The following is a 645-nucleotide window of genomic DNA, read 5'->3' on the forward strand; positions in this document are numbered from 1 at the left end:
TATAGTGGACCCCATGTCAAGGACAGTTTTCCCCCGAATTTAAGTTGTGCTGCCCCCCTCAACCACAGCCGTTTGGCGCCGCCCCAGTTCTGATTCGGCCTTGGCGAAGCGATCCACGATCTTCGCTCCGCCACCGGTGCCGGATTGGTAGACGGCATCGGGCGTGAGGTAGCCGAGGGACTGGTGAGGGCGTTGGCTGTTGTAGAAGGCGAAATAGGCGCTCAACCCCAGGAGCAACTCGGGCAGGCTCGCGTAGCCCTTAATGTAGACATCCTCGTACTTCACGCTGCGCCACAAGCGCTCGACGAAGATGTTGTCCAAGGCCCGCCCGCGCCCATCCATACTGATGGCGATCCCTTCACGCCGCAGGACGCCCGTGAACGCCGCGCTGGTGAATTGCGCCCCCTGATCGGTATTGAAGATCTCCGGGCGCCCGTGAGCGCGCACAGCCTCTTCCAGGCAATCGACACAAAACCCGGCCTCCAGGGTGTTGGAGAGACGCCAAGCCAGTACCCGCCGCGCGTACCAGTCAATGACGGCCACCAGGTAGGCCCATCCATGCGCCAGAGGCACATAGGTGATGTCGCTACTCCAGACCTGATTCGGGCGCGTGACCTCGACCCCGCGCAGCAAATAGGGATAGAC

General features: G+C 61.9%; 1 protein-coding gene. It reads right to left on the bottom strand.

What is annotated here, in order from left to right:
- Nucleotides 1-39: 39 nt before the first annotated feature.
- Nucleotides 40-645, bottom strand: a 606-nt coding sequence (locus tag GJ668_RS19925) for an IS3 family transposase (RefSeq protein WP_155451815.1), incomplete at its 5' end; no start/stop codon positions are given.

Origin of the sequence: Allochromatium palmeri (genome assembly GCF_009720725.1) — a bacterium.
GTDB lineage: Bacteria > Pseudomonadota > Gammaproteobacteria > Chromatiales > Chromatiaceae > Thermochromatium > Thermochromatium palmeri.